This window comes from Pseudomonas reactans, assembly GCF_013387025.1.
Taxonomy (GTDB): Bacteria; Pseudomonadota; Gammaproteobacteria; order Pseudomonadales; family Pseudomonadaceae; genus Aquipseudomonas; species Aquipseudomonas reactans.
Genome location: NZ_JACAQP010000006.1, coordinates 392,274 through 413,380, shown reverse-complemented (window position 1 = coordinate 413,380; position 21,107 = coordinate 392,274). Strand labels below are relative to the sequence as shown.

Here is a 21,107-nt window from a genome sequence, read left to right as displayed (position 1 = left end):
CCTAACCCCACCAATTATTTGAATTCCAATGCCAAAGCGGCGCACCAGGACTGGCCGCGCACGCTCTGGGGCAACAACTTCAACTGACGTCCATGCTCATGCGGCGTAATGGTAATGGTCATGTCAGGCTTTGGCAAAAAGCCTGTGCCTTTATCTGGCCACTCGATCAGGCACAACGCATCTTCATCGAAGTAATCCCGGATACCCATGTATTCCAGCTCTTCGGGGTCCACTAGACGATAAAGGTCAAAGTGAAAGGCGCGCACTGCACCTATCTCGTAGGGTTCTACCAGGGTGAACGTAGGGCTTTTTACTGCCCCTGTATGGCCCAACCCTCGGATAATCCCTCGGGACAAGGTGGTCTTGCCTGCGCCCAAGTCGCCTTCCAGAAAGATCAGCCCTGCACCGGCCGTCACCTGCGCAATGCGTTGCCCGAACGCAACCATGGCCTCTTCATCGGCCAAAAAAAGGATTACTTCAGACACGGCGACTGCTCCTCCAGCAATTGACGAATGGCGGGTATCAAGTCGCTGGCAGCCAACCCACGACCAAAGGTGCCCTGGCGATCACCCGCCGTGGCATGCAACCAAACCGCCAGGCAGCTTGCCTCATAGGCCGGCATGCCCTGGGCCAGCAATGCGCCCACCAGACCGGCCAGGACATCACCGAGCCCCGCCGCTGCCATCGCCGGATGGCCTTGGTCACAGCGTGAAACACGTCCGTCCGGGCTGGCAATCAAACTGCCAGCCCCCTTGAGGATAGCCACTGCATTGAATTTCTGAGTCAACGCGCGCGCCACCTTAAGACGATCGGCCTGAACCTCGGCTGTCGAAAGGCCTAACAACCGTGCGGCTTCCCCTGGATGCGGGGTGATCACACAGTTGGCCGGCAAGCTGACGCTGCCGCTGGCGAGTTGGTTCAAGGCGTCGGCGTCCCAGACTTGTGGCTGTTTGGCGTTAGCGGCGACGGACAGCAGGCTTTTGCCCCAGGACGCATCACCCAGTCCGGGCCCGATCACAATGACCGAGATCTTTTCCAACAGGCCCATTAGTTGATTGGCCGAGCTCACCCCGACGGTCATGACTTCCGGCAACCGAGCCAGGGCGGCCGGCACGTGCTCCAGGCGCGTCGCCAGGGACACCATGCCCGCGCCACTGCGCAAGGCACTTTCGGCGCTCAGCAAGGCGGCGCCCCCCAAGCCACGATCACCGCCAATGACCAACAGGTGACCAAATTGGCCTTTATGGGCGTCCGGCGTACGCGCCGCCAGTTGCGGCAAATCGCCGTGCAACAGGGGTTGTACGTCGGTTATTGCGTGTTTTGTCTGCGGCATGCGTCTTCAAGCTCCGATGTCTGGCAGAATTATACGCATCTAACCTGTGGTTTCCCGTGTCTCATGCCTGCTATTACGTCCGATCTTCCCGCCCTCGCCCAATCGATCAAAGACTGGGGCCGCGAGCTGGGCTTTCAACAAGTCGGCATCAGCGGCCTGGACCTCGCCGAGCATGAGCAGCACCTGCAACGCTGGCTCGACGCGGGCTATCACGGCGAGATGGAGTACATGGGCGCCCATGGCAGCAAACGCTCCCACCCCGATGAACTGGTACCGGGCACCTTGCGCGTGGTGTCGCTGCGCATGGATTACCTGCCGGGCGACACGCAAATGGCCCAATTGCTGGCCAAGCCGGAAAAAGCCTATATTTCCCGTTACGCCTTGGGCCGCGACTACCACAAGCTGATCCGCAAGCGCGTGCAGCAACTGGCCGACCGCATCCAGGCGCAAATCGGCCCGTTCGGTTTCCGTGCCTTTGTCGACAGTGCGCCGGTGCTGGAAAAAGCCATCGCCGAAAAAGCCGGGCTGGGCTGGATCGGCAAAAACACCCTGGTCCTCAATCGCAAGGCCGGCAGCTACTTCTTCCTCAGCGAACTATTCGTCGACCTGCCGCTGCCGATCGACACCCCCCACAGCACCGAACACTGCGGCCGCTGCACCGCTTGCCTGGACATCTGCCCCACCAATGCCTTCGTCGGCCCCTATGTATTGGACGCACGGCGCTGTATTTCCTATCTGACCATCGAGCTCAAGAATGCGATCCCCGAGGACCTGCGCCCCCTGATCGGCAACCGCGTGTTCGGCTGCGATGACTGTCAGATCGTGTGCCCGTGGAATCGTTTCGCCCGCTCTACCGCCGAAAGCGATTTCAAACCGCGCCACAACCTGGATAACGCGGAGCTGGCCGAACTGTTTATGTGGGACGAGGATAAATTCCTCAGCAGCACCGAAGGCTCACCGCTGCGTCGTGCCGGCTATGAGCGCTGGCTGCGCAATCTTGCAGTGGGCCTGGGCAATGCGCCGTCGAGTATTCCAGTGCTGGAGGCCTTGAAGGCGCGCCGGGATTACCCGTCGGAATTGGTGCGAGAGCATGTGGAATGGGCGCTGAACCAGCACGCTACTCGCTAGTGCACGTCGTCGTTATAGACGAACTTGGGCATTTCCCAGTGAAAACGGATCGCCAGTAGGCGCAATAGAAAGCCGCTGAACAGGGTCAGCAATATCGCCTGCTCGCTGGGCAGCTCCAGATAAAGGCAGAGCATGTAGAACCAGGCGGCGAGGAACGACACGCTGGCGTACAGCTCGCGGCGGAAGATCAGCGGGATGTCGTTGCAGAAGATGTCGCGCAGGATGCCGCCGAAGACCCCAGTGATCACACCACTGACCGACGCCACCAGCATGCCGTGGCCCATTTCCAGCGCGGTCATGCAGCCGATCAGGGTGAAGGCCACCAGCCCCACGGCGTCCAGCGCCAGGAACAGCGAGCGCAGGCGACGCATCAGCGGAGCAATAAAGATCGTCACCAGTGCGGCAATAGAGGTCAGCACCAGGTATTCCGGGTGCTTGACCCAGGTCAGTGGGTAATGCCCAAGCAGCACATCACGCACTGAACCGCCACCCAGCGCTGTCACACAGGCGATCAGCACCACACCAAACCAATCCATGCCACGCCGTCCAGCAGACAGTGCGCCGGTCATGGCTTCGGCGGTGATGGCGAGGAGGTAAAGCATCAACAGCATGAGGGCGATCCTTGCATTGAGGCCGGCAGTCTAATCATTTGCTGACGGCACCAAAAGGGGGCGTCACGCTTTGATGAAATGCTTGCGGTAATGCTGCAACTCGGCGATCGACTCGCGAATATCATCCAGGGCCAGGTGAGTGCTGCCTTTATGGAAGCTGTCTTTGACTTCCGGCGCCCAACGCGCGGCCAACTCTTTGAGTGTCGACACATCCAGGTTGCGGTAGTGGAAGTAGCTTTCCAGCCCTTTCATGTGGGTATAGAGGAAGCGACGGTCCTGGCAAATGCTGTTGCCGCAGATCGGCGACTTGCCCTTGGGCACCCACTTCTCCAGGAAAGCAATGGTCGCGGCTTCGGCTTCGGCCATGCTGATGCGGCTGTCACGCACGCGCTGGGTCAGGCCGGAGTTGCCGTGGGTGCGGGTGTTCCACTCGTCCATGGTGGCGAGGACGGCGTCACTGTGGTGGATGGCGATCACCGGACCTTCGGCCAAGGTGTTGAGGTTGCTGTCGGTGACAATGGTGGCCATCTCGATGATGACGTCGGTGTCGGGGTTCAGACCGGTCATTTCCAGATCGATCCAAATCAGGTTCTGTGGGTTTTGCATGGCTTGATTCTCTTGGCACCTTGGCGTAGCTGCGCAGTTTAGCAGGCGGGGGCGTGCTAGACTCGCGACCGTTTTACCCAACTTTTGCATTATCGACACGGAACACCCATGGCCAAACGCCAGCTCAACCGTCGCCAAAACTGGCGCATCGAAAAGATTCAAGGTGAACGCGCCGCTCGCGCCGCCAAACGTGAATCCTCCGCCGTGGAAGCGCTTGAAGGCGGCGACCTGGGCCCTGAACAAACGGGCCTGGTGATCGCGCACTTTGGTGTGCAGGTCGAAGTCGAGGCGCTCGAAGGCGAACTCGCAGGCTCTGTGTTCCGTTGCCACTTGCGCGCCAACCTGCCTGCGCTGGTGACCGGCGACCAAGTGGTGTGGCGTGCTGGCAACCAGGGCATCGGCGTGATTGTCGCCCAGCTGCCCCGCACCACCGAACTGCGCCGCCCCGACAGCCGTGGCCAGCTCAAGCCGGTGGCGGCCAACGTCGACATGATCGTGATCGTGTTCGCCCCGCTGCCCGAGCCACATGCCAACCTGATCGACCGCTATTTGGTCGCCGCCGAGCATGCCGGCATCCGCCCGTTGTTGCTGTTGAACAAATTCGACCTGATCGACGAGCAGAACGCCCCGGCGCTGAATGCGCTGCTGGCGGTGTACCGCACCCTGGGTTACCCGGTGCTGGAAGTCTCGGCGCATCACGGCAATGGCATGGAACAGCTGCAACAGCAGTTGGACGGGCGCATCAGCGTGTTTGTCGGCCAGTCGGGCGTGGGCAAATCCTCGTTGGTCAACAGCCTGCTGCCGGAAGTCGAAACCCGCGTCGGCCCACTGTCGGAACTGTCCGGCCAGGGCACCCACACCACCACCACCGCGCGGTTGTTCCACTTCCCCGGCGGCGGTGAGTTGATCGACTCCCCCGGTATCCGCGAGTTCGGCCTCGGCCACGTCAGCCGCAGCGATGTGGAAGCAGGCTTTATCGAGTTCAACGACCTGATCGGCACCTGCCGTTTCCGCGACTGCAAACACGACCGCGAGCCGGGCTGTGCATTGCTCAAGGCGTTGGAGGATGGGCGTGTGCAGCAGCAACGGATGAATAGCTATCGGTCGATTATTGCGAGTTTGCCGGAGAGCAGTTACTAACTGCCTACTCCTGTAGGAGCGAGCTTGCTCGCGAGGGATGCACAGACGACGTGGGCATCCTGGATGAACGCGTTATCGTTGACGCTTTTCGCGAGCAAGCTCGCTCCTACAGGTAGGTATGAAAAGGCCGCGATCATCGCGGCCTTGTTGTATGTGAAGCTTACGACCCGGTACCAGGCACCGTAGGATCCTTCACCCCACCATCATCAAACAAATTCAGCTTCTGGCGCAGCTCATGCGCCGGCAGCGGCTCTTGCCCTGGCGGAATGGCATTCGGGTCAACCGGTACTTCACCCGGCGCCCCCTCACCCTGGGTCGGCGCTGGCGGCGGCTGATCACCTTCAATCGCACGCTGGGCCTTTTTGGTCAGCACCACGATATCGATCCGGCGGTTGACCGGGTTGAACGGGTCTTGGTGATCAAACAGCTGCGACGAAGCAAACCCCACCACCCGTGCCACTTGCGGGTCCGGATAACTGCCGGCAACCAGCGCGCGGCGAGCGGCGTTGGCGCGGTTGGCCGAGAGTTCCCAGTTACCAAAATCACCCTGGCCTGCGTACGGCTTGGCGTCGGTATGGCCACTGATGCTGATCTTGTTCGGCACCGCCTTGATGGTGTCAGCCATGGCCAGCAGGATGTCTTCAAAGTACGGCTTCAAGCGCGCACTGCCGGAGTCGAACATCGGCCGGTTGGCCGCGTCGGTGATCTGGATGCGCAAGCCTTCCGGCGTGATCTCGAAGGAGATCTGGTCCTTGAATTTCAGCAATTGCGGGTTTTCTTCGACCTTGGTTTGCAGCTCCTGCAGCAGCAGCTCAAGGCGTTCCTGCTCGACCTGTTCGGCCATGGACTCGACCGTGTCGCGCTCAATCGGGATTTTCTCCTGGGGCGACTCGGTCTTGATTTCCGGGTTGATGGTGCGCTCAGGTGCCAATTGCGGCGAACCGCCCAGGTCGATCACGAAGGGCGTGCCGCTTTCCGAGAAACCAATCGGGTCTTTGAAATAGCCGGCGATGGCGATCTTCTGTTCCGGCGTGGCAGTGGACATCAGCCACAGCACCAGGAAGAACGCCATCATCGCCGTCGCAAAGTCGGCGAAGGCGATTTTCCAGGCGCCGCCATGGTGCCCCGCAGCGAAGCGCTTGACGCGCTTGATGATTATCGGCTGGTTGTTTTCCATGGCTTAGCGACCGCGAACCGCTTGTTCCAGCTCGGCGAAGCTTGGGCGATGTTTCGGGTACAACACCTTGCGGCCAAACTCCACCGCCAGGGACGGCGGCATGCCGGAAGCCGAAGCGACCAGACTGGCCTTGATCGATTCGTACAGGTTGATTTCTTCCTTGGCGTCATGGGCCAGGGAGGTGGCCAACGGGCCGAAGAAGCCGTAGGCCGCGAGAATACCGAAGAACGTACCCACCAGTGCCGCACCAACGTGCATGCCGATAGCGGCCTGGTCGCCTTCGCCGAGAGAGGCCATGGTCACCACGATACCGAGTACCGCCGCCACAATACCGAAGCCCGGCATACCGTCGGCGATGCCGGTCACGGCGTGGGAGGGATGCTCCAACTCTTCTTTAAGGCTGAACAACTCCATGTCGAACAGGCCTTCCAGCTCATGGGGGGCCATGTTGCCAGAGGACATGATGCGCAGGTAGTCACAGATGTAGGCGGTCATGCGCTCGTCTTTGAGCACAGCCGGGTACTTGGCGAAAATCGGGCTGGCGGCGGCGTCTTCGATGTCGGCCTCGATGGCCATCATGCCTTCGCGGCGGCTCTTGTTGAGGATCTCGTAGACCAGCCCCAGCACTTCAAGATAGAAGGTGTGGGTGAAGCGCGAACCGAACATCCCCAGCGACTTCTTGACCACGTGCATAGTCATGTAGCCGGGGTTGGCCTGCAAGAATGCGCCGAACGCCGCACCACCGATGATCAGCACTTCAAAGGGCTGGATCAACGCAGCAATTTTACCGTGGGACAGGACGTAGCCACCGAGCACACTTGCGATGACGACGATGATGCCGATAATTTTAGCCATAGGGGATGAGTACTTGCGCCGTCGGGTTCATGGACATATTGGGTGTAGCAGAAAACTCTTGTTCTACTTATCGGCAAAACTGCGCCAGACTATAGCCCGTTAAGGCGAAAAGCCAGTTCGGCCCGCTCCGGGCGTGTAGACCGCAAGTGATGATCGCGCCCCTATCATGGCTAATGAAACGACAGTCCCAAGTGCAAAACCCAACTCTCTCGCCGCTTGGATCAAGCGCCTGGACGATGTGCTACTGCCTGTTCCACAGGCCAGTCACGACCGTGTGTGCAAAGGCATCCGCGACAGCCGCAGTTCATTGCGAGATATTGCCGAGCTGATGCAAAGCAGCCCGGCGCTCGTGCTCAGCGTGATGCGCGAGGCCAACAGCCATACCCATGGCAGCCTGGCGGAACCGGCGGAAAACCTCGAAGTGGCGCTCAACCGCCTGGGCCTCAAGCGCGCCGAAGAACTGCTGGCGCGCCTGCCGTCGGTGCCGGCCAATGAGATCCCCGTGGCGTTGCGTCAACTGCTGCTGGTCAGCCAGCACGCGTCGCAGCAAGCCAACGGTTTGTTCGGCAGCCGCCTGGCGCGACTGTGGCAGGACATTCACTGGGGCAGTCTGCTGTTTCTGTCGCCGCTGTGGCCGATGGCGGTCGCCTACCCCAAGCTCCTGGAAGAATGGGAGCTGCGGGTGATCCACAAAGGCCAATCGGCGCGCGAGGTCGAGCAGGCGTTGTTCGGCGTGCGCTTGCTGGACCTGTGCGTCGGCCTGACCGAAGCCTGGCACCTGCCGATCTGGGTGTCCCAGGGCTACAAGCTGCTGATGAGCGAGCAACGCTTGCTTGTCAAGGCGCTGCACATCGCCCGCGAAGACGACCCACTGCGCCACCAGCAATTGCTCGACGCTGAACCCAACCTGCGCCGTTGGCTGAACCAGCCGGCCAATACCGTGCTGCTGGCCAACGGCCTGGCAATGTCGGCCCAGGAGTCCTGGACCTGCCCGCACACCGAACGCTGGCAGCTCCTCACAGCGCTGTACCTGCAACAGCCCCTGGGCGAGGTGCAGCAGCAGGTTCACCAACAAGCGGTCACCAGCGCCCGCACCACCTTGATGCCCGACCTCTGGCACCCGGCGCTGTCGCTGATCTGGCCGTGGCACGTGCAGAAGATTCATCGCGGCCTGCTCCCAGCGCCGCCGCCCACCGCCGAGGCTCTGGCCGTGTGGCGTAAGCGCTGCACCGAACTGCTGGTGGAACCGAGCCGCTTTGCCAACGCCATGCACCTGACCACCTGCGCCAAGGAGGCCTTGGTGGCCAGTGGCATGCAGCGGGTCATGTTGTTGATGGCTGACCGCGCCATGAGCACCTTGCGTGTGCACCAGGCCGATGGCCTGCCGAAGGATGCGGCCAATTTGAGCCTGGACGTGGTCAACAGTACGTTGCTGCAGCGCTTGCTGGAAAAATCCGCCCAGGTACGCCTCAACCCTGAAAACCATGCGCAATTCTCGGCCTTGCTGCCGCCGATCCTGCGTCGCCTGTTCACCGGCGAACACCTGTTGCTGCGCTCGCTGAGCTGCAATGGCAAGGTGGTGATGCTGATGGTGGCCGACCAGGGCGGCGGGCCATTCTCGGAAACCACCGTGCAGGCCTTCGGTAAAACCGCCCAATGCATCGAGAAAGCCCTGCACTGCTTTACCAACCGCAGCGCCTGATGCTTGCGCTACAATCGCCGTCTTTTATCGCCAACATTTGTGCCCAGGAGACCTCACATGCCTGACTTCTCTGGCTTGCCGCTGGTGATCGAATCCAGCGACCTGCTTGGTCGCCTCGATGCCGAACACCTGATACTGGTGGACCTCACCAGTGCCGCCCGCTACGCCGAAGGGCATATCCCCGGCGCGCATTTCGTTGACCCCAAGCGCACCCAACTGGGCCAGCCGCCGGCACCCGGCCTGCTGCCCAGCAAGGCTGATCTTGAGAAACTGTTCGGCGAACTGGGCCACACCCCGGACTCCACCTACGTGGTCTACGACGACGAAGGCGGCGGCTGGGCCGGACGATTCATCTGGATGCTCGACGTGATCGGCCACCAGAAGTACCACTACCTGGACGGCGGCCTGCTGGCCTGGCTGGAAGAAAAGCATCCGGTCTCCACTGACGTGCCCGCCCCCATCGGCGGTCCGGTCAGCCTCACGTTGCACGATGGCCCCACCGCTACCCGTGAATACCTGCAAAGCCGCCTGGGCGCCGCCGACCTGGGCATCTGGGACGCACGCGGTCCGCTGGAGTATTCCGGCGAGAAGGTCCTCGCCGCCAAAGGCGGGCACATTCCCGGCGCCGTGAACTTCGAATGGACCGCCGGCATGGACAAGGCGCGCAACCTGCGTATCCGCCGTGACATGCCGCAGATCCTCGAAGATCTCGGGCTGACCCGCGACAAAGAAATCATCACCCACTGCCAGACTCACCACCGCTCTGGCTTCACCTACCTGGTGGCCAAGGCGCTCGGTTATCCGCGAGTCAAAGGTTATGCCGGTTCCTGGGGCGAATGGGGCAACCACCCCGACACCCCCGTCGAGATTTAAGGTTTAAGGACAGTTATGAAAAAGCAGTTGTTTATCCTCAGCCAGTACTTGCTGCCGCACCACTTGCTGTCGCGCCTGGCCGGCTGCATCGCCGAATGCCGCGTGCGCTGGTTCAAGAATGCCTTCACCACGTGGTTCGCCAAGCGTTATCAGGTGGACATGTCCCAAGCCCTGGTTGAAGACGTGACCGCCTACGAGCACTTCAACGCCTTCTTCACGCGCGCCTTGAAAGACGGCGCGCGCCCACTGGATCAAACCCCAGGCGCGGTGTTGAGCCCTGCCGATGGTGCGGTCAGCCAACTGGGCCCGATCGAGCATGGCCGGGTGTTCCAGGCCAAGGGCCACAGCTTCAGCGTGTTGGAATTGCTGGGGGGTGATTCGGCCGTAGCAACGCCGTTCATGGGTGGTGATTTCGCCACCATCTACCTGTCGCCGAAGGACTACCACCGGGTACACATGCCGCTGGCCGGCACGCTGCGTGAGATGGTCTACATCCCGGGTCGCATCTTCTCGGTGAACCAGACTACCGCCGAAAACGTACCTGAGCTATTCGCGCGCAACGAGCGCGTTGCCTGCATTTTCGACACCGAGCGCGGCCCGATGGCTGTGGTGTTGGTGGGCGCGATGATTGTGGCGTCGATTGAAACCGTGTGGGCCGGGCTGGTGACGCCGCCGAAGCGCGAGCTGAAAACCTTCCGCTATGACGAGGCCGCACGCGCGCCGGTTCATCTGGAGAAAGGTGCGGAGTTGGGTCGCTTCAAGCTGGGTTCGACCGCGATTGTGCTGTTTGGGCCGGATCAGGTGAAGTGGGCTGAGGAGTTGGCGGCAGGCACTCCTGTGCAGATGGGCCAAGGCATAGCACTGCCAAAAGCCTAACGCACAACCCAATGTGGGAGCGGGCTTGCTCGCGAATACGGAGTATCAGTCGACACATCAGTGACTGAACTATTGCATTCGCGAGCAAGCCCGCTCCCACATTTTTTACCGCATTTTTTCAGTTACAACTGCCCGTCGCGGTCACGAAAGCCCAGCAGATACAGCACGCCATCCAACCCCAACGTCGAAATCGCCTGCTTGGCCGACTGCTTCACCAACGGCTTGGCGCGGAACGCCACACCCAACCCCGCAATCGCCAGCATCGGTAAATCATTCGCTCCGTCGCCGACCGCAATGGTCTGCTCCAGACGCAAACCTTCCTTGTGCGCCAATTCCTTCAGCAGGTCCGCCTTGCGCTGAGCGTCGACAATCGGCTCGACCGCCACGCCGGTCACCTTGCCATCCACCACTTCCAGCTCGTTGGCGAACACGTAGTCAATGCCCAGCTTGGCCTGCAATTGCTTGGCGAAGTAGGTGAAGCCGCCGGACAGGATGGCGGTCTTGTAGCCCAGGCGCTTGAGTTCGGCGAACAGGGTCTCGGCGCCCTCGGTCAGGCGCAGGGAGGCGCCGATGGAGTCCAGCACGCTCACGTCCAGGCCTTTGAGCAGCGCGAGGCGCTCCTTGAAGCTGGCGCGAAAATCCAGCTCACCGGCCATGGCGCGCTCGGTAATTTCGGAAACCTGCTCGCCCACACCGGCGGCTTTGGCCAACTCGTCGATGACTTCAGCCTCGATCAGCGTGGAGTCCATGTCGAACACCGCCAGACGGCGGTTGCGGCGGAACAGCGAGTCTTCCTGGAAGGCGATGTCGACATTCAGCTCCTGGGCCACGCTGAGAAACTCGGCGCGCAAGGCCTGTGGATCAGCCGGCTCACCGCGCACGGAGAACTCGATGCAGCCCTTGCCTTTGTCGGCCGGGGTGTCCAGCGGCATACGACCCGACAGACGGTCGATATGGTCGATATTCAGGCCGTACTGCGCGGTAATGGAGCTGACGCGTTGCAATTGTTCGGCGGTGACCTTGCGGGTGAGCAGCGTCACGATGTGGCGTTTCTTGCCCTGGCCGGCCACCCAGTGCTGGTAGTCCTCTTCGGACACCGGGGTGAAGCGCACCTGTTGATCCAGCTTATACGCCGTAAACAGGATGTCCTTGAGTACCGAAGACGCCTGTTCAGTGCTCGGAATCTCGACCAGGATGCCGAACGACAAGGTGTCGTGGATCACCGCCTGGCCGATGTCGAGAATGTTCACACCACCCTGGGCCAGAACGCCGGTAATGGCTGCGGTCAGACCTGGGCGGTCCTCCCCCGTGATGTTAATCAGGACAATTTCGCGCAAGGCGCACCCCCAGGCTGGAAAAAAACCGCATTCTACCCACTTTCAGTGACCATCGGGCACAGCCAGCGCTTTGCCGGTTCTAGGGCTGTCGCTATACTGCGCGTCAACTTCACGGACCAAGAGCCGAGCGCAAGTGAACCGGCCCACGCCAGTAAAAACCGATAATTTCTTCCTGCTGATCTTCCGGGCACTGCGCCACCGCCGTGTACCGATCGCATTACGCATCGCCAGCCATAACGTGATCCTGGTCGCCCTGGCCCTGGTGATCTACGCCTGCGTGATGGGTTTGCAGTTCAAACAGGCCATGCACGAGCAAGCCGACGCCCTGGGCGAGAGCTTGACCACCCAGACCGCCACCTCGGCGACTGAGTTGTTGGTGTCCAATGACATCCTCAGCCTCAACGTGCTGCTCAACAACCTGACCAAGAACCCGCTGGTGGCCCACGCCGCCATCTACAGCGTGGACAACAGGATCATGGCCGAAGCCGGGCAGCGCCCGAAAAATGGCCTGTTGGGTGAGGCCGAAGGCCTGTATTCGAGCAATATCACGTTCCAGGACGTGAAGGCCGGCCAACTGCGCATCAGCCTGGACATGCAGCAATTCCAGCAGCCGATGACCATCAGCCTGCAAAGCATGGGCATCTTGAGCGCGATCCTGCTGGCATTGGCCTTGGCCTTGAGCCTGCGCCTGGGCCGGCATATCTCCACGCCGCTGATGCAATTGCGCATCTGGCTACGCGATATCGACGAACACACCCCGGCTACTGACCGCCAGGATGAGATCGGCGACCTCGCACGCCAGCTGCACGCCAGCTTCGCCCCGGAACCGGTAGTGCGCGAAGTAGAGCCAGAGCCTGAGTTCGACGAAACAGACTACGACGACGAGCCCGAGTTTGAAGTGCAAGACGTGCCGGTAGCGGGCCTGAAGCCTGCCACCCGCCAGGCGTTCAAAGCCGAAGAAGACGAGCTGGACGACGAAGACCCCTTCGCCGACCTGCGCGACACGTCGGCCAGCGAACCGGCCGTCGCACCGAAGCCAGTCCCGGTGAAGAACACCGAACCCCAGTTCAGCGCCGTATTGGCTGTGCAACTGGGCGCTCAGGACCAACTGCGTCGCCTGCCCCGCGCACGCCTGACCGAGCTACTGGAACGCTACCGCGACTGCCTCGACCAGGCCGCATCGCTCTACCAGAGCGAACTGCACACCTTGAACGACGGCAGCACGCTGATGCTGTTCCACAGCGAAGACAGTGGCGAAGACTACCTGACCAACGCCATCTGCTGCGGTGAGTTACTGCGTGCCTTGGGCCATGCCCTGCAGATCGAAGTGGCCGACAGCGGCATCACGCTGCAACTGCAACTGGGCCTGACGGTAAGCGATGACCTGTTTGGCATGACCCAGATCGACCTGCTGCTCACCGAGAGCGCCCAGGATGCCCTGGCCCTGTCGCAACACAGCCGCAACCTGCTGCTGGTGGAGCGCAAGATCAGTGAAGACACACTGATTCGCCAGCGCGCACGGATCCGTCCGATTGCCAGCCCAGAAGGTGCCAGCTGTGTGGAGCGGTTGATGGAACCGTACCCGTCGATGCTGGAGCGGCAGTTGGCGCGGATGCACGAAACCCGCGCCAAAAGCTGAATCCTCAGCCAATAAAAAGCCCGCTCATGATCACTCATGGGCGGGCTTTTTTATGCATGTAGGAGCGAGCTTGCTCGCGAAGGTCGTCAACGATTACGTGGACAACCTGAAAAACGCGGTGCACTTGCGTTTTTCGCGAGCAAGCTCGCTCCTACAGCTTTTCTGCGATTCAGATCAGAACCTGAACACTTCCATATCTGTGCGAATCGGCGTGGCCATTGGCATCTTCGGCTTCTGCGGTTCTGCCGGCTTGGCCTGCGCCGGGGCGCTCTGCTTGCGTGGCGCTTCGGCAATCGGCGGCTGGTTGGCCAATGGCTTGAGGGCCACCGACAACTGCTGTGCCAGATGTTGCAACAACACGCCCTGGGCCTGGACCTGGGACGCGGTGGTGCCGGTGTGCTGCTCCTGCAGGTGCACGATGCGGTTATCGCGTACCTGGCCGCGACGGTCGATCAAGCGCCATTGCGCATCGAGGATCGCCGGCTGTGACGTACCGGAGTCAAGACGGGTGATGGTCAGCAACACCTGCACATCCGGGGTAAAACCAGTCGGCGCGGGCGCCAGCACCACACGCTGGCTGTCCAGCTGACCTGCGACCTGGCGCAACATCAGTTGGTTGATGTCGGACGACAAACTGCCCGCCCAACGCCCATCGGTGGAACCTTGCAGGCTGCCGTCGTTCTGACGTTGTAGCAGTGTTTCGCGTTGCAGGTAGTCGGCGACAACCACTGGGCCCAGCAAGACGGCCATACCGGCGGTCTGTGCAGGTTGAGCCGGACTTCCGCTGTCCAGCTGGTACAGCGACACCGGTTGATGTGTGCTGCAACCCGCCAGCCCCAAAAGGCCAGCGAGCACAAAAAATAAAGGAAGGCGTGGAGCAGTCATCATCCCATCCAGGTGGCTGCCACAAGGCGAACCACAATGTAATACTAAAAATAACCTAAACACGCTCGGCCACGCCGGCGCTGGAAAGGCCATATCATCCGTGAATATGCGCCATGACTCCAGCGCCAAAGCGCCGATCTACGCGTTAAATCGTAGATCGGAGCCTCTAATACGCCTTAAACGGGTGTTTCTACCAGCAAAGCATCCACTCGCTGGAAGCCCCGCGGCAGCTTGTTGCCACGTCGGCCACGCTCGCCCTTGTAATGTTCAAGGTCATCCGGGCGCAGCGACAACGTGCGTTTACCGGCCTGAAGCACCAGTGTCGCGCCGTCCGGGATCACCGCAATGTCGGTCACGTACTCTTCGCGACTGGCTACCCGCTCGCCGGGAATGCCAATGATCTTGTTGCCCTTGCCTTTGCCCAACTGCGGCAGGTCGCTGATCTTGAACACCAGCAGACGCCCTTCAGTGGTCACCGAGGCCAGCCAGTTGCTCTCACGGTCATCCACCGGCCGTGGCAGGATCACCTTGGCGTTGTTCGGCAAGCTCAGCAAAGCCTTACCGGCCTTGTTCTTGGCCTGCAGGTCTTCACCCTTCACCACGAACCCGTAACCCGCGTCGGAGGCGATCACGTACAGCGCATCGTCGTCCGGCAGCAACACACACTCGAAATTCGCCCCTGGCGGCGGCGTCAGGCGTCCGGTCAACGGCTCGCCCTGCCCCCGTGCAGACGGCAAGGTGTGGGCCGGTACCGAATAACTGCGCCCGGTGGAGTCGATAAACACCGCAAACTGATTGGAACGCCCGGCGGCAGCGGTCTTGAAGCCGTCACCCGCCTTGTACGACAAGCCAGTGGCGTCAATATCATGCCCTTTGGCGGAGCGAACCCAACCCTTTTCCGACAGAACGACGGTAATTTTCTCGTTTGGCAGCAACTCGGTTTCTGTCAGCGCTTTCGCTTCTGCGCGCTGCACGATCGGCGAACGACGGTCATCGCCGTAGGTTTCGGCGTCTTTGATCAATTCGCTGCGCACCAGCTTCTTCAGCTTGGCTTCGCTGCCCAGCAGGGCTTGCAGCTTGGCTTGCTCCTTGAGCAGCGCGTCCTGTTCGTCGCGCAGCTTCATTTCTTCCAGTCGCGCCAACTGACGCAAGCGGGTGTCGAGGATGTAGTCAGCCTGAATCTCGCTCAGCTCGAAACGCGCAATCAACTCGGCTTTCGGGTGCTCGGCGGTACGGATGATGTGGATCACTTCATCCAGGTTGAGGTAAGCGATCAGCAAGCCGTCCAACAGGTGCAGGCGACGCTCGACCTTATCCAGGCGGAATTGCAGGCGACGACGCACGGTCTGCACCCGGAACTCCAACCATTCCACCAGCAGGTTGCGCAGGTTTTTCAGCTGCGGCTTGCCGTCCAGGCCGATGATATTGACGTTGACCCGGTAGCTGGACTCCAGGTCCGTGCTGGCAAACAGATGCTGCATCAGCACTTCGTGGTCGACCCGGCTGTTGGTCGGGATGATCACAATGCGGCAAGGGTTTTCGTGGTCGGATTCGTCACGCAGGTCGGCAACCTGCGGCAATTTCGACGGTTTGGCCTGCATCAGCGCGGCGATCTGCTCCAGCACCTTGGCACCGGACACCTGGTGCGGCAACGCGGTGACGATAATGTCGCCATCTTCGATGTGGTAAACAGCGCGCATACGCACCGAACCCTTGCCGGTTTCGTACATCTTCAGCAGGTCGGCGCGCGGCGTGATGATTTCCGCTTCGGTCGGGTAATCCGGGCCCTGGATGTGCTCGCAGAGCTGTTCTACCGTGGCTTTCGGCTCATCGAGCAAGCGCACGCAGGCAGTGGCGACTTCACGCAGGTTATGCGGCGGCACGTCAGTGGCCATACCCACAGCAATACCGGTGGTGCCATTGAGCAGGATATTCGGCAAACGTGCCGGCAACACCAGGGGTTCGTCGAGAGTGCCGTCGAAGTTAGGCCCCCAATCGGCGGTGCCCTGGCCCAATTCGCTCAGCAATACTTCCGAATAACGCGACAAACGCGCTTCGGTGTATCGCATGGCGGCGAAGGACTTGGGATCATCCGGCGCACCCCAGTTGCCCTGTCCGTCTACCAGCGTGTAGCGATAGCTGAACGGCTGCGCCATCAGCACCATGGCTTCGTAGCAGGCGGAATCGCCGTGGGGGTGGAACTTACCGAGCACGTCACCGACGGTACGCGCCGACTTCTTGTGCTTGGAATCGGCGTCCAGGCCCAACTCACTCATGGCGTAGATAATGCGCCGTTGTACGGGCTTGAGGCCGTCGCCGATATGCGGCAAGGCACGGTCCATGATCACGTACATGGAGTAGTTGAGGTAGGCATTTTCGGTGAAGTCAGCCAGCGACCGGCGTTCTACGCCATCTAAGCTGTCTGCGAGGATGTCACTCATGCGGGCCTCATCATGGTCGGGTAAGGTGCTGCGCAACTGCCGCTGCACCGGGTCAATTCAAAAAAACAGGGGCTCATGGGCGAGCGCTCCAGCCACCGGCAGGGGCGGCGAAACGATAGACCACGGGGCGCTTTTCACCATCGGCACGCGGGCCGAAATTGTTGTCGATGCCCAGCCAGGCACCGTCGGCGTCCACCACCAGGGCTTCGGCCAGGCCATAGGGCTGAGGATAACGCCGCTCGGGCGTCAGGGTCTCGTCGGCAAACGACCAGCACAGTTCGACCTTGGCCGTGACCGCATCACGCCGGCAAATCTGGAACGCATTGCGCTCCAGGGTAAACAGCTTGCCGTTGAACAGCGCCAGGTCGGCGAAGTCCTTGGACACCGCCTTGGGGTTCGGGAACTGGGCCGGTTGCACTTCCTGGCCGGCTTCGCTCAACAATACGCAGGGGCCATCACAATCCCACAGACTTTGCGGACGCTTGATCGAGATCAGCCCGCGTCGCTCGCGCTCGGCCGCCAGCCAGATCTGGTTGCCCTCAGGGTTGATCGCAAGGCCTTCAAACAACGCGTTGAAGTGCAGCAACATGCCGCTGGCCCGCGCTTCACGCACCATGCCCGGCGCGATCTTCAACCACTCAGGCGCGCCCGTCACTGGCACTTGCAGCACCGCCGCATGGGCTTCGCTGACTATGTAGCGGTTGCCGGCGGCATCGCAGGTGATGCCTTCAAAGTCCAAATCGCCGCCGCGAATGAACGATGCGGCCTTGGTGCGCGAACGCAAACCCCACGGCAGCCCGGATTCCGGCACCGGTGGCACGTCGATCTTTACCGCCTCGGCCTGCCAGGTTGGCGCACTGACATCCAGGCGGTAGATCTGGTCGTCATCACGGTCGGAAACCGTCCACAACTCCTTGCCACACACGGCCAGGCCCGACAGGTTGCCACCGCGCATGCCGTCCACCGGGTGTTCGGACACCAGTTTCAGCTCAGCCACGGGCGCGGCAACCACTTGGCTAGCCAACCCGCTCAACATCAGGATCGCCAGGGCGAAACCTGTGCGCATCAGCCCAGAACCTCGGCCAGGTTGCCTTTGGATTCCAGCCAGGACTTACGGTCCGGCGCGCGCTTCTTCGCCAGCAGCATGTCCATCATTTCCGAGGTGGCGGCGTAGTCTTCCAAGGTCAACTGCACCAGGCGCCGGGTATTCGGGTCCATGGTGGTTTCGCGCAGCTGCGGCGGGTTCATTTCACCCAGGCCTTTGAATCGCGTGACCTGTGGCTTGCCGCGTTTCTTCTCGGCGACGAGGCGATCGAGGATGCCATCGCGCTCGGCTTCGTCCAGGGCGTAGTAAATCTCCTTGCCCAGGTCGATCCGGTACAACGGCGGCATGGCGACGTAGACGTGACCGGCATCCACCAGCGGGCGGAAGTGCTGCACGAACAGCGCGCACAGCAGCGTGGCGATGTGCAGGCCGTCGGAGTCGGCGTCGGCGAGGATGCAGATCTTGCCGTAGCGCAGCTGGCTCATGTCCGCTGCGCCGGGATCAACACCAATGGCCACGGCGATGTTGTGCACTTCCTGGCTGGCCAGGACTTCGCTACCATCGACTTCCCAGGTGTTGAGGATCTTGCCGCGCAACGGCAGGATCGCCTGGAATTCCTTATCCCGCGCTTGCTTGGCGGAACCACCGGCGGAGTCACCTTCCACCAGGAACAGCTCGGAACGCATCGGGTCTTGCCCGGCGCAATCGGCCAGCTTGCCGGGCAATGCCGGGCCCTGGGTGATGCGCTTACGCTCGACCTTCTTGCTGGCCTTCAAGCGACGGCCGGCGTTGTTGATCGCCAACTCCGCCAAGGCCAGGCCCAGCTCTGGGTGCTCGTTGAGCCACAGGCTGAAGGCATCCTTGACCACGCCGGAGACAAACGCCGCTGCTTCGCGGGACGACAGGCGTTCTTTGGTCTGGCCGGAGAACTGCGGCTCCTGCATTTTCATCGACAGCACGAACGCGATGCGCTCCCACACGTCTTCCGGCGCCAGCTTCACGCCGCGCGGCAGCAGGCTGCGGTATTCGCAGAATTCGCGCATGGCATCCAGCAAGCCCTGGCGCAGACCGTTGACGTGGGTGCCGCCCTGGGCCGTCGGGATCAGGTTGACGTAGCTTTCCTGCACGCTGTCGCCACCTTCCGGCAACCACAGCAGCGCCCAGTCCACCGCTTCTTTATTACCGGCCAAACTGCCGCAGAACGGCTCGTTGGGCAGGCGCTCGAAGTCGCTGACGGAGTCTTCCAGGTACGAACGCAGGCCGTCTTCATAGTGCCACTCGACCTTCTCACCGGTGCCTTTGTCTTCAAAGGTCACCAGCAGGCCTGGACACAGTACAGCCTTGGCCTTGAGCACGTGCTTGAGGCGGCTGATGGAGAATTTCGGCGAATCGAAGTATTTCGGATCCGGCGCAAAGTACACGCTGGTGCCGGTGTTGCGCTTGCCCACGGTGCCGATCACTTCCAGATCGGTCGCTTTGTAGCCATCGGCGAAGGTCATCTGGTACTCGTTGCCGTCGCGCTTGACCTTGACCCGCACCAGCGTCGACAAGGCGTTGACCACCGAAATACCCACACCATGCAGGCCGCCGGAAAACTGGTAGTTCTTGTTGGAGAACTTGCCACCCGCATGCAGCTTGGTGAGGATCAGCTCGACGCCGGGTACACCCTCTTCCGGGTGGATGTCCACCGGCATGCCGCGACCATCGTCGGACACTTCCAGGGAGTGGTCAGCGTGGAGAATGACATGCACCGATTTGGCGTGACCGGCCAGGGCTTCGTCGACGCTGTTGTCGATGACTTCCTGGGCAAGGTGGTTCGGCCGACTGGTGTCGGTGTACATGCCGGGGCGTTTGCGCACCGGGTCGAGGCCCGAGAGGACTTCGATGGCGTCGGCGTTATAAGAGCTAGCGCTGGGAGTGGCCATGGGGTCTCGTCGTGAGTCGTTCGATTAAAAAGTAACCTGCGATTCTTACAATGAAGAAAAATCGAAGGATTGATACTGATCTGCGCCAATGCCGGCAAAGCTCAACATCGCCGGCAATTGCTGGGCGAACCCCTGGTAACCATGGTCGCCGCCGGCCTGGATGCGCAAGGCACAGGCCCGGTAGTACTGCTGGGCGAGGCGATAATCCAGGGTTTCATCCCCGGTCTGCAACCACACCTGATACCGCGCCGCATCCTGGGGAGCCGGTACTTCCAGCTCGGCCAGCGCCGTGACGTGGTCGTGGGTCAGTTCCCAGGTTTCATCGGTGTAGAGGTTCTTCTGGGTGCCCAGGTAACCGTCGAACATCCGGTGAGGGCTGACCGCCGGGTTCACCAGCAGCGCCTTGAGGCCATGGCGCTCGGCAAGATGGGTTGCATAGTAGCCGCCGAGTGAGCTGCCGACCAGCAGTGGCCGCCCCAGTTCGGCAATGGCCGCTTCCAACTGAGGAATCGCCTGACGGGGATGGTGATGCAAGGCCGGCACGCGCAATTGGTCGGCCAGGCCGATGGCGCCCATCACAGTCATCATCTGAGTGGCCTTGTTGGACGCTGGCGCACTGTTGAAACCGTGGATATACAGGATCGAAGCGGACATGCCGGGCTCTCCGTGCTTGCGCCAAAAAGGCGCAGTTTACAGGTAAATCTCAGTAGCCGTTGCTACCGTAATCCACCGTAAACGCGAAGCCGACCAAGCGCTCTACCCCAGTCTCCAACCGTCCGTCGGCATGCAGGCGCAGCCAGCGGTAGCCCGGCGCTTGCTCGCTGACCTTGAAGTCCTCGCTGCCCGGTTCGAACTGAATGCAGGTCGACGGCGACGCCAGCAGGCGCACGCCGTTGCGTTCGCGGTCGATTTCCTGGTGCACGTGACCCCAGAGCACCGCGCGCACCTGCGGAAAACGGTCGAGCACGGCAAACAACGCATCGGGGTTGCGCAGGCCGATGGGCTCCATCCAGGCGCAACCGATGGGCACCGGATGATGATGGAAACACACCAGATGATGACGGTTCGGCGCTTCACTGAGGGCCTGGGCAAGCAGTTGCAGTTGCTGGTCTTGCAGGTAGCCCGGCACCGAACCGGGTACGGCGGAGTCCAGCAGGGTGACGCGCCAGTTGCCGATATCGACCACCGGCTCCAATAAATCGCTGTGCACGGCGGCGTGAGCCATGATTTGCGGTTCGTCATGATTACCGGGAATCCAGCGCGCCGGGGCGTCGATCTGCCGGGTCATGTCGCGAAACTGCTGGTAAGACTCCAGCGTGCCGTCCTGTGACAGGTCCCCCGTGGCCAACACCAAATCGATGTGCAGCTGCTGCGCGCGCACCAATTCGATGACGCCTTGCAGGCTTTCACGGGTGTTCATGCCCAGCAGCGTGCCGTCGGCCTCGGCAAACAAATGGCTATCAGACAGCTGCACCAGCAATGCGGGCGCATCGGGACTCATAGTGGATACGCTCGGCAAGGCGCTCTCCCAAGG

At 61.4% G+C, this 21,107-nt stretch carries 19 protein-coding genes; 6 read left to right on the top strand and 13 right to left on the bottom strand.

Annotated elements, in window-relative coordinates:
- Window positions 1-14: 14 nt before the first annotated feature.
- Window positions 15-485, bottom strand: coding sequence for a tRNA (adenosine(37)-N6)-threonylcarbamoyltransferase complex ATPase subunit type 1 TsaE (gene tsaE, locus HX793_RS08290; protein WP_177051542.1), 471 nt, complete (start codon window positions 483-485; stop codon window positions 15-17).
- A complete protein-coding gene (locus tag HX793_RS08285) occupies window positions 473-1,333 on the bottom strand; it encodes an NAD(P)H-hydrate dehydratase (protein WP_177051544.1) in 861 nt (286 codons plus the stop codon). The genes tsaE and HX793_RS08285 overlap by 13 nt, the downstream gene beginning before the upstream one ends.
- Before the next feature lie 63 nt (window positions 1,334-1,396).
- Between HX793_RS08285 and queG the strand changes: the two genes are divergently transcribed.
- Window positions 1,397-2,461 carry a tRNA epoxyqueuosine(34) reductase QueG gene (queG, locus tag HX793_RS08280; RefSeq protein WP_016976899.1) on the top strand — a complete coding sequence of 355 codons (1,065 nt, stop codon included), beginning with the start codon at window positions 1,397-1,399 and terminating at the stop codon, window positions 2,459-2,461.
- On the opposite strand, the gene HX793_RS08275 is transcribed toward queG, so the two are convergent.
- Together HX793_RS08275 and orn are read right to left on the bottom strand one after the other, a co-directional pair.
- The gene (locus HX793_RS08275; protein WP_016976898.1) at window positions 2,458-3,072 is read right to left on the bottom strand and encodes a trimeric intracellular cation channel family protein; all 615 of its coding nucleotides are present in this window, start codon (window positions 3,070-3,072) and stop codon (window positions 2,458-2,460) included. The two genes, queG and HX793_RS08275, sit on opposite strands and share 4 nt — an antisense overlap.
- Before the next feature lie 63 nt (window positions 3,073-3,135).
- The gene (gene orn, locus HX793_RS08270; RefSeq protein WP_177051546.1) at window positions 3,136-3,678 is read right to left on the bottom strand and encodes an oligoribonuclease; all 543 of its coding nucleotides are present in this window, start codon (window positions 3,676-3,678) and stop codon (window positions 3,136-3,138) included.
- Between the two features lie 108 nt (window positions 3,679-3,786).
- Here orn and rsgA point away from each other — a divergent pair, with 108 nt between their 5' ends.
- Window positions 3,787-4,818, top strand: a complete 1,032-nt coding sequence (gene rsgA, locus HX793_RS08265; protein ID WP_016976897.1) for a small ribosomal subunit biogenesis GTPase RsgA — start codon at window positions 3,787-3,789, stop codon at window positions 4,816-4,818.
- 160 nt (window positions 4,819-4,978) lie between these two features.
- Here the strand turns inward: rsgA and motB are convergent, their stop codons facing one another.
- Entirely contained in the window at window positions 4,979-5,995 is a 1,017-nt protein-coding gene (gene motB, locus HX793_RS08260) for a flagellar motor protein MotB (RefSeq protein WP_016976896.1), read from the bottom strand.
- A gap of 3 nt (window positions 5,996-5,998) precedes the next feature.
- Window positions 5,999-6,850: a flagellar motor stator protein MotA gene (gene motA / locus HX793_RS08255; protein WP_016976894.1), complete on the bottom strand. Its 852-nt coding sequence runs from the start codon at window positions 6,848-6,850 to the stop codon at window positions 5,999-6,001.
- A gap of 166 nt (window positions 6,851-7,016) precedes the next feature.
- Between motA and HX793_RS08250 the strand changes: the two genes are divergently transcribed.
- From HX793_RS08250 to asd, 3 genes are read left to right on the top strand one after another with little or no spacing between them, the layout of a single operon-like run.
- Window positions 7,017-8,552: an HDOD domain-containing protein gene (locus tag HX793_RS08250; protein WP_016976893.1), complete on the top strand. Its 1,536-nt coding sequence runs from the start codon at window positions 7,017-7,019 to the stop codon at window positions 8,550-8,552.
- A gap of 57 nt (window positions 8,553-8,609) precedes the next feature.
- Window positions 8,610-9,425 carry a rhodanese-like domain-containing protein gene (locus HX793_RS08245; protein ID WP_177058896.1) on the top strand — a complete coding sequence of 272 codons (816 nt, stop codon included), beginning with the start codon at window positions 8,610-8,612 and terminating at the stop codon, window positions 9,423-9,425.
- 15 nt (window positions 9,426-9,440) lie between these two features.
- Window positions 9,441-10,301: an archaetidylserine decarboxylase gene (gene asd / locus HX793_RS08240; RefSeq protein WP_177094655.1), complete on the top strand. Its 861-nt coding sequence runs from the start codon at window positions 9,441-9,443 to the stop codon at window positions 10,299-10,301.
- Between the two features lie 122 nt (window positions 10,302-10,423).
- On the opposite strand, the gene serB is transcribed toward asd, so the two are convergent.
- The gene (gene serB / locus HX793_RS08235) at window positions 10,424-11,638 is read right to left on the bottom strand and encodes a phosphoserine phosphatase SerB (RefSeq protein WP_038850738.1); all 1,215 of its coding nucleotides are present in this window, start codon (window positions 11,636-11,638) and stop codon (window positions 10,424-10,426) included.
- A gap of 133 nt (window positions 11,639-11,771) precedes the next feature.
- On the opposite strand from serB, the gene HX793_RS08230 reads away from it, so the two are divergent.
- A complete protein-coding gene (locus tag HX793_RS08230; RefSeq protein ID WP_177058892.1) occupies window positions 11,772-13,277 on the top strand; it encodes an AhpA/YtjB family protein in 1,506 nt (501 codons plus the stop codon).
- A 174-nt stretch (window positions 13,278-13,451) separates the two neighbouring features.
- Here the strand turns inward: HX793_RS08230 and HX793_RS08225 are convergent, their stop codons facing one another.
- The 6 genes from HX793_RS08225 to cpdA all read right to left on the bottom strand — a co-directional run bounded on the left by HX793_RS08225 (window position 13,452) and on the right by cpdA (window position 21,092).
- The gene (locus tag HX793_RS08225; protein WP_028615500.1) at window positions 13,452-14,162 is read right to left on the bottom strand and encodes a PqiC family protein; all 711 of its coding nucleotides are present in this window, start codon (window positions 14,160-14,162) and stop codon (window positions 13,452-13,454) included.
- 176 nt (window positions 14,163-14,338) lie between these two features.
- Entirely contained in the window at window positions 14,339-16,603 is a 2,265-nt protein-coding gene (gene parC, locus HX793_RS08220) for a DNA topoisomerase IV subunit A (protein WP_177094653.1), read from the bottom strand.
- 73 nt (window positions 16,604-16,676) lie between these two features.
- The gene (locus HX793_RS08215; RefSeq protein ID WP_177094651.1) at window positions 16,677-17,669 is read right to left on the bottom strand and encodes an esterase-like activity of phytase family protein; all 993 of its coding nucleotides are present in this window, start codon (window positions 17,667-17,669) and stop codon (window positions 16,677-16,679) included.
- A complete protein-coding gene (parE, locus tag HX793_RS08210) occupies window positions 17,669-19,573 on the bottom strand; it encodes a DNA topoisomerase IV subunit B (protein WP_016975625.1) in 1,905 nt (634 codons plus the stop codon). The genes HX793_RS08215 and parE overlap by 1 nt, the downstream gene beginning before the upstream one ends.
- 45 nt (window positions 19,574-19,618) lie before the next feature.
- Window positions 19,619-20,227: a YqiA/YcfP family alpha/beta fold hydrolase gene (locus tag HX793_RS08205; protein WP_177094649.1), complete on the bottom strand. Its 609-nt coding sequence runs from the start codon at window positions 20,225-20,227 to the stop codon at window positions 19,619-19,621.
- A gap of 49 nt (window positions 20,228-20,276) precedes the next feature.
- Entirely contained in the window at window positions 20,277-21,092 is an 816-nt protein-coding gene (gene cpdA / locus HX793_RS08200) for a 3',5'-cyclic-AMP phosphodiesterase (protein ID WP_177094647.1), read from the bottom strand.
- Window positions 21,093-21,107: the final 15 nt, after the last annotated feature.